This window comes from Elizabethkingia miricola (assembly GCF_001675285.1).
Classification (GTDB): Bacteria; Bacteroidota; Bacteroidia; order Flavobacteriales; family Weeksellaceae; genus Elizabethkingia; species Elizabethkingia miricola.
This window is the reverse complement of sequence record NZ_LSGQ01000007.1, coordinates 324,834-332,069: the sequence shown is the minus strand read 5'-3', so window position 1 is coordinate 332,069 and position 7,236 is coordinate 324,834. Positions and strand designations below refer to the sequence as shown.

The window sequence follows — 7,236 nt, the reverse complement described above, 5'->3', positions numbered from 1 at the left end:
AACATTACCGGTAATTCTATTATTCTTTTCCGTACGTGAAGCTTTACTTGCTCTAGTTCTAAGCTTCTGACCTTCCTATGCAGTTTATATCGCCTATTATTCTGTGTTTTGTTGTATCTGGTACATTTCCGGCGGATCTTTCTCTCTTTTGGAGACTGTTCTACTGGAACCACCTCCGGAAATAGATCTAAAAGCTGCATGACTGCTATATTTTGAGTTTTTCTCTAATAACAAGGCGTTTAACTCTGCGGATATCATCAATAACTTGAATATTCGCAACTTCAGTCTCAGAAATTCTGATCTCCTGATACATTGGTTTCGCATCAGTAAAAATTCTTTTGCAGGTCGCCGGATCTGTTATTCCATTTGCCTCACAAATTTTCTTAGTACAATCCATTGTTGCCCCCATAACAGACAGATACGAACGTCCGAAACGGCTTGCAATCTCATCAAAACCTAATTTTTTAAGGCGCACACCTCTCTCGATCCGTTCTTCCAGGTGTGGAGATCCGGCAACGATTAAAGACATTTCATCCTCTCTTTCATTGAAAAGGTGAATGAACCAACGAAGCGCAGAATCTTTTAATTTATCTGCCTCATCAATGATCAGCTGTGGTTTAATTGTGGCTCTTTTTCTAAAGAAATCAACTACTAACATTCCTAATTTATCAATGGTAATGATTGATTTTCCGATGTCTATACCTAATTGGGTACATACTTCAGTTAAAAACTCTCTCTTTGCCCACTCTCTGCAACGGATATAGAACACTCCGTTGTCGATATTCATACTTGAGTAGTATTTTAAAGGTTCTGATTTACCTTTTCCTCCTTTATCACTGATAAACATGAATAGATTGAATCTTTTAGCATCTGAAAGCGTTTTGCACACCTTTTTAAGGTTTAAAGTTTCAGCAATCTGCCATTCGTCACTGCTGTAACCAAGTGCAGCACCAACTTTTAGCCATAGTTCAGGCGTTATCAGATCCCACTTACCATTCACCATATGGCTGATGGTAGCAGTTGAAGCTCCGGATTTGGTAGCTACTTGTCCGTAGCTACCTAACCGGTCTTTTTCTGTTTTAATAGCCTTTACAATCTCATTTTTTTGTAGATTTGTCATACTATATTAATTTTAAAATTCGTCGTGGATGTTATTTAAAACAGCATTCTCGATATCTTCTGGGGATAAGCCGTCTCCGGAAGCTTTTTTTAACGGAACCTGTATTTCTTCATGATTCCAGTAACTGTCTTCATATTCATTAACCTTCGTTTTATTGGTATAAATACCCATCATCATAGAATCTTCTCCTACATTAATGATATCCGAAAGCTCTTGCTCTTTCATTGCGTCAATCTGTCTTTCTCTTGCTTTAGCCTGGGAAAGTCTTCCAAGTTCTTTTTTAGGTCCGTGGATCATAATATCCTCGAATCTGTCAGCAGGACAAAGTGATTTTAATAGCATGTCATGTTCCTCCCATAGATATACCTGGCTTAAATCGTCAAGATCATAAGACACTACCACTTTTTTTCCGTGGTAAGACGAAATAACATCATAATAATCAGGGCTAACTTTGTATGTAATCTTAACTCCGGCGATCTCTTTAACAAAGGATCCTTTTCCGGAAAGAGTAATTTCTGTTTTTCTATCGAAAAGCATTGATGTTTGCATAGCTGAAATCCAGTTTACAAACGGCTTTTCGCTTTCCTGATGTAGTTCTTTCGGTGATTTGTGTAAACTTTCATGTTTACGGCTGTAAACGCTGTATTTGATATCTCTAAATTGCTCTACTAAGGTTTCACACTCTGTATATGCTGCAACAAGGTCAAAACCTGCCTTTTTAGCTTCTTTTTTAACTTCCTTCAGGTATTCCGGTGATCTATGAGCTGTAAGTCTGCGGGATTGGATCCCTTCACCATAATAATACTTACTACCCATTAAAATAACGCTCTGGAAAGTTCCAAACCAACGTTCAATGCCTGCTTTTCCGTTTGCATTATGTGTAATTTGAATATTAACACCCAAAGCTTCCATTCTGGCAAATAATCTCTTGATCAGATCAGTATTGTGACCAGGGAAACGGTCAGTTACAATCTCATAAGGGAGATATCCTGAAGTTTGAACTGCCATTTTTAAAGCTCTTAGATATACATCGCTGTTTTCCGAATAGTCAAAAGCATGTCCCAGAATATCACCACTCATCACATCACGTACAGCAATTACATTCAGATATCTGTCTGAGCCGTCTGCGGATCTGTGAGCAATAATATTAACCCTTGTAGAGTCAATTTGCCATGTATCACCGGCATATAAAGCATCTGCAAAAGGGATACGATCTTTAAATATTTGTGCTTTTCGACTGCTGCCGAAACGTTTTTCACCTGTTAAGAACTTAGTCTTTGCCTGTTCGAAGATCTGCATACCAAACCATCTGCGGGTTGGCTTCTTTCTGCCGGTTCTGTCACATGCATCCCAGATTGTTCTTGCAATATGTGCATCAGTATAATTCTGTGACATCATACGAAGCTGCATCGCCCAACTAAACACAACAGGATCATTGTATACTTCAGCATTTGAGTTTCCAACACGTGGAAGTCGAATGATTTCTATAATTGCATGGTCAGTATCCTCTAGGATATCCACTTTTTCTTTTATCCTAAGCGGGTTATGAGGGAAATATCTGATATCATTGACCTTTAAAATAGGTGCAATATCCTTATAAAGCTTGTTTTTAGTGCCTGGATAGTCCTCTTTTTCGTTCAAAATGAACTCTAAAGTGGCACATGCTTTAGCCAGGGCAACACGCTGAATTTCGTCAGTATCTGTGTAAAACTCCAGATAATTGCGAAAATTGTCCTTTAAAAAGCGTTTAAAGCGTATTTCAAGGCTACTTAAATCTTTACTCTTACAGACAGATCTGTACATGTCTAAAAGCGCCTCTGAATCTCCAAATAAAGAACGATAATATACCGGTTTACGATCTGGAATATTGTCTAAACAGTAATAGAACTGCCCGTTCTGCTTACCCCATCTCCAAGAACGACCAGAATCTGGCATGAAATCCTTTGCTTTAGCAAGGTCACATGCACGTACTGTTTTTTTGTATAGAGTACGCTCTTTACGTATTTGATTATCTGACACCTCACAGACTTCTTCAATCAGACGCTGAGAAAGCCAAATGCTCTCACGGCCACCGGATTGTCTTAATAATATGTCTGTAGGTTGTAGATTCATTTTTTATTATTGCTTTTTAAGCTTTGTTCCCGCTTACGACTCGAACGTAAGTGCCTGCCTGCCGGGAGAAAATCACTATATTTGAAGTTCTAACCAATAAAATATAGTAACATGAATGAATTTGATTTCGCTTTTACAGCGCTAAATTTTAAAATCGATGCTATTAGAAATGTTCTAACAGATGAACAAAAGAAGTCTGTTGATGAATTATTAAAATCATGTAAAGAACTTCTTCTTACTTACCCACTTACTGAGGAGCAGCGGCAGAAGCTGGATGGGTATATTTATGTTCCGAAAGAATCTTCCGAAACTTTGTCTGAATAGCCAGAACATTTTCCGTGGTTTGACGTTCTCTTTCGTCTAATACTTCTCGTATCACCGGTGCGAGAAGTTTTTTTAATAACTTTTTCATTTTCAAAAAATTTAATTGGAGATCAGGTAGGATTTGAACCTACATCTTTAGGGAGTACCCTTTGCGTCTTCCAGTTCCGCCACTGATCTGATTGCTACACTCTCGCAGTAGCCTCGCCCGTGTCTAGTTTAAACCTCCACAATTCCATACCCACAAACAAAAGGCTTATGCAACTAGACTATGTCTGTCCCAAGCTTCGGGTTGAGCTCAAGGGAATGTTATCTGTTTGTGGTTTGTATTTTTATGAAGAAATTAATCTTCAATTTTGAAGTTTTGAAGATTTTTAGCTTCAACAACTTCATTAAAACTCTTTATAATAAATTCAAGGTTTTCCTCGAAAATAATAGGAGAAGGAATCTTTATAAAACGCTGCCATTCATTTCTTATTAAAGCGTATCTATTACAATCCAGATACATGAAATCAGTTTGACGCTGGTGAAATTGTTCCATTGCTTTATAAGTCTTGAAAATCTTAGTTTTTAACTCCTTGCCTCCTTCATAATACTCTAGTTTAAATGAAGTAGCACTTTCAATATTTAACCTTTTCTTAAGCTTCTTCATGATGAATACTTATTTTAAGATCCCTAGATATTCACTCTGCTCATCTTCAATCTTATTATCTACGATCTGCATAGTAGAAAACAAGTGACCGAAAAGGAACATCATTCTATACTCTGTGTTGTAACCTCTATAGTAATATGGAACAACATCGATTCTGATAAACTTCTCAAGAATCCTTTTAACAAGCTTTTTCATATCTTAATTATTTTGAGTTAATTGTTTTAGGGCCTTTAGTACTTCCAAGCCTTTACCTCTGACTGGGACACGCTCCCCACGTGCAATAATGCCTACATATTTAGCAGACACTCCCTTTTGTTCACCTATGATTTGGTAAGGTGTTTTAACTGTTTTCCGGATTTTATTTGCCAGTGATTCCATTTTGTATAATTTTGTAGCATTAACACACTACAAATATAAACACTTTTATTTACAATAAACAAAATTATTTATTTTGAATGGCGATTTTATAAGAAAAAAAATAGAAGAATCTGGATTTCAGTTAGTTGAAGTTGCGAGGAGAATGAAAATTTCACCGCAAGATCTCCAGAGTAAGCTTAAAAGTAAGGATATAAAGGTATCCTTCTTGTTAAATATCGCTCAATCGATAAACAAAAATGTTTATTATTTTTTTGAAACGAAAGGTGAAAATTTTGTTACTGATGAAAATAGTAACAATAATGGTAACAATAATAGTAACATTCCAAATGTAAATAAATTGTTACCAACTGAAGCAACAAGTAAAGAAAAGCCTTTATTAGATGATAAAATCTTCATGCCTCCAGATCTCTTCACTAGTTATGATCAAGAATTTCAAAAACTAGAATCAGAAATAAAGTTCTTAAAACAAGAAAACTCTTTTTTAATAGAAAACAAACGACTACTCGAGGATAAGATAGGGCTACTTGAAGGCTATGTAAAAATTTTGGAATACAAAGCATCTGGAAAACAAACAGGATAACCTCCGTATCACATTTGATAGGAGGAAATAGTTATTTTCTGTCAAAATAGGTGAAAATGTAATTTTCTACTTCATTCAATGAATATTTAATTCGAATAAAATCCGGCAAAATTAACATGTTAAATGTTATCCGCACTCAAAAATTAACATTTGATGTGTGCATGATGATGATAAATTGTTACGTTTCTGCTCTTCAGCCTTTACATTTGGTTTTTCCCTTTAAGAATGAAGAAATTGACATGAGTTTTTATGCAAATAAAATCTCTACCAATAGATTCAAATTCGAAATTGAAAAAATGGGAGATTGTTCTTGTAATATTTTTATAAGATATACGAGTGAAGAAACATCAAATAATACTTCTAATTTTAAAGTAGGAGGATTAAGGGTAAAACAAATTGATTTTTCTGACATTACTAGTAATTATTACACAAAATATTACTACACAGTTCCTGATATAAATACACCTCAAAATCTAACTAATATATCATCTGGTATAAATTATGTAAATAATAATTTTATAAGTAAGTCAATCACTCCATATCCTTTAATGAATAATGAATATTCAGATTCAAATACAGCCACTCATTATACTATTACAAACAATATTTTTTCAGGAATATCCAATACTCTTGAATCTGTAAAATATAATAATGTTAGAGTTGTTACAGAAAACAAAGGCTTTACAGATTACCAATTCAATATCCCTCAAAACATGATTGGAAATTTTAATATTTACGAAAATTTCAGATCTGTGGATGAAGATTGGAAATACACTTTATTAACTTCAAAGAAAATATACAATAACAACAGTAAATTGCAGTCTAACACAGTATATGAATATGCATATGATACCGTTAAAAATAGTTTATCTGCCAATAGCAGAGAAGGATTTATCAATTTTGATATATCATTAAGCCCATATGTGTATGGTACAGGAAGTATTTACACAAAATATAAAGTAAACTATAAGCTTAGTAACTATGCAAACTCTTTTATTAAAAATATAAAGGAGACAACATCCAATTATTTTTCTTCAGGTCATATTCAAGATATTATTTCCAGAGAATATAATAGTAACATCAATGATCCTTTAGTATTAAAAGATGAAACAAATAATCTTGGAGGAACAAAACAAAAGAAATCATATACTTATCCTTTTGAAACAGGAGTATTAAAATTAGTCAATGCAAATATTCTTACCCCTCTATTATCAAGTAACTTTAATGTCACAGATAACGGTGAAAAGATAATTTCAAAATCAGAAAGTAAATATGATGATCCTAATAATCTTTTTCCAACTTCTGTTTTATTATACGATTTACAGAATAATTCAGGACAAACTGAAATAACTTATGACCTCTATGACAACAAAGGAAATATTCTTCAGTATTCGGTAAAAGGAAAACCTGTAACTGTTATTTGGGGATACAATCAGACACAACCTATTGCTAAGATCGAAGGTGCTGCTTACAACCAGGTTTCTGCTTATGTATCTGCTATTATTACCGCTTCGGATGCAGATAACACACAGGGAACTGATCAGTCTGAACAGACTTTAATCGGAACATTGGATATTCTAAGAAACAATACCGCATTGTCTGCTTATCAGATTACAACTTATACTTATAATCCATTGATAGGAGTAACGAGTATTACCCCACCTTCAGGAATACGTGAGATCTATAAATATGATTCAGCCAACAGACTGGAATCGGTAAAAGATGTAAACGGAAACTTACTGAAAGAATATCAGTACCGATATAAGAATTAAGTACGAAATCGGAAGTTAGAATTACGAAGTACGAGGTGCAAAATACTGAAATTAAGAGAGAAAAAAGCAGGTTGGTACTTTCATCACCAGCCTTCTCTTTAATTAGAAGTTAGAAACTAGAGGTTAGATTTTAGAAGCCAGCCCCTATAACCTTATAACTGAACCTTTGGTAGTTCTTATTACTAACCTTTCAAAAGAAACATTTTTTTTAAATGCGTCAAGTTTTGGCGTCACCAATCAGGACATTTGCTTCAAGATAAGAAGTTAGAGGTTAGACTTTAGAAGTTAGACATTTAATGTC

At 34.5% G+C, this 7,236-nt stretch carries 9 protein-coding genes and 1 tRNA gene; 3 read left to right on the top strand and 7 right to left on the bottom strand.

What is annotated here, in order from left to right; all coding sequences use genetic code 11:
• From ATE49_RS20450 to ATE49_RS09730, 3 genes are all read right to left on the bottom strand, one after another.
• The coding region (locus ATE49_RS20450; protein ID WP_221407067.1) for a hypothetical protein at window positions 1-200 on the bottom strand (200 nt) is incomplete at its 3' end.
• Window positions 201-205: 5 nt separating this feature from the next.
• A complete protein-coding gene (locus ATE49_RS09735) occupies window positions 206-1,120 on the bottom strand; it encodes an ATP-binding protein (protein ID WP_065082002.1) in 915 nt (304 codons plus the stop codon).
• Between the two features lie 12 nt (window positions 1,121-1,132).
• Window positions 1,133-3,232, bottom strand: coding sequence for a Mu transposase C-terminal domain-containing protein (locus ATE49_RS09730; RefSeq protein WP_065082001.1), 2,100 nt, complete (start codon window positions 3,230-3,232; stop codon window positions 1,133-1,135).
• Window positions 3,233-3,343: 111 nt separating this feature from the next.
• Between ATE49_RS09730 and ATE49_RS09725 the strand changes: the two genes are divergently transcribed.
• A complete protein-coding gene (locus tag ATE49_RS09725; protein ID WP_065082000.1) occupies window positions 3,344-3,556 on the top strand; it encodes a hypothetical protein in 213 nt (70 codons plus the stop codon).
• 106 nt (window positions 3,557-3,662) lie between these two features.
• Here ATE49_RS09725 and ATE49_RS20205 read toward each other — a convergent pair.
• From ATE49_RS20205 to ATE49_RS09710, 4 genes are all read right to left on the bottom strand, one after another.
• Window positions 3,663-3,733 (bottom strand) — tRNA-OTHER (locus tag ATE49_RS20205).
• A gap of 163 nt (window positions 3,734-3,896) precedes the next feature.
• On the bottom strand, window positions 3,897-4,205 hold the full coding sequence (locus ATE49_RS09720) for a hypothetical protein (protein WP_065081999.1): 309 nt from the start codon (window positions 4,203-4,205) through the stop codon (window positions 3,897-3,899).
• Between the two features lie 9 nt (window positions 4,206-4,214).
• Window positions 4,215-4,400, bottom strand: a complete 186-nt coding sequence (locus ATE49_RS09715; RefSeq protein WP_065081998.1) for a hypothetical protein — start codon at window positions 4,398-4,400, stop codon at window positions 4,215-4,217.
• Window positions 4,401-4,403: 3 nt separating this feature from the next.
• The gene (locus ATE49_RS09710) at window positions 4,404-4,583 is read right to left on the bottom strand and encodes a hypothetical protein (RefSeq protein ID WP_065081997.1); all 180 of its coding nucleotides are present in this window, start codon (window positions 4,581-4,583) and stop codon (window positions 4,404-4,406) included.
• 73 nt (window positions 4,584-4,656) lie between these two features.
• On the opposite strand from ATE49_RS09710, the gene ATE49_RS09705 reads away from it, so the two are divergent.
• Together ATE49_RS09705 and ATE49_RS09700 are read left to right on the top strand one after the other, a co-directional pair.
• Window positions 4,657-5,163: a hypothetical protein gene (locus tag ATE49_RS09705; RefSeq protein ID WP_065081996.1), complete on the top strand. Its 507-nt coding sequence runs from the start codon at window positions 4,657-4,659 to the stop codon at window positions 5,161-5,163.
• Window positions 5,164-5,402: 239 nt separating this feature from the next.
• The gene (locus ATE49_RS09700) at window positions 5,403-6,935 is read left to right on the top strand and encodes a hypothetical protein (protein WP_143349687.1); all 1,533 of its coding nucleotides are present in this window, start codon (window positions 5,403-5,405) and stop codon (window positions 6,933-6,935) included.
• The last annotated feature ends 301 nt before the right edge of the window (window positions 6,936-7,236 follow it).

Coding starts and splice junctions, on each gene's coding strand:
- ATE49_RS09715 (WP_065081998.1), bottom strand. CDS start 4,400: ATGAAAAAGCTTGTTAAAAGGATTCTTGAGAAGTTTATCAGAATCGAT.
- ATE49_RS09730 (WP_065082001.1), bottom strand. CDS start 3,232: ATGAATCTACAACCTACAGACATATTATTAAGACAATCCGGTGGCCGT.
- ATE49_RS09725 (WP_065082000.1), top strand. CDS start 3,344: ATGAATGAATTTGATTTCGCTTTTACAGCGCTAAATTTTAAAATCGAT.
- ATE49_RS09700 (WP_143349687.1), top strand. CDS start 5,403: ATGAGTTTTTATGCAAATAAAATCTCTACCAATAGATTCAAATTCGAA.
- ATE49_RS09735 (WP_065082002.1), bottom strand. CDS start 1,120: ATGACAAATCTACAAAAAAATGAGATTGTAAAGGCTATTAAAACAGAA.
- ATE49_RS09720 (WP_065081999.1), bottom strand. CDS start 4,205: ATGAAGAAGCTTAAGAAAAGGTTAAATATTGAAAGTGCTACTTCATTT.
- ATE49_RS09710 (WP_065081997.1), bottom strand. CDS start 4,583: ATGGAATCACTGGCAAATAAAATCCGGAAAACAGTTAAAACACCTTAC.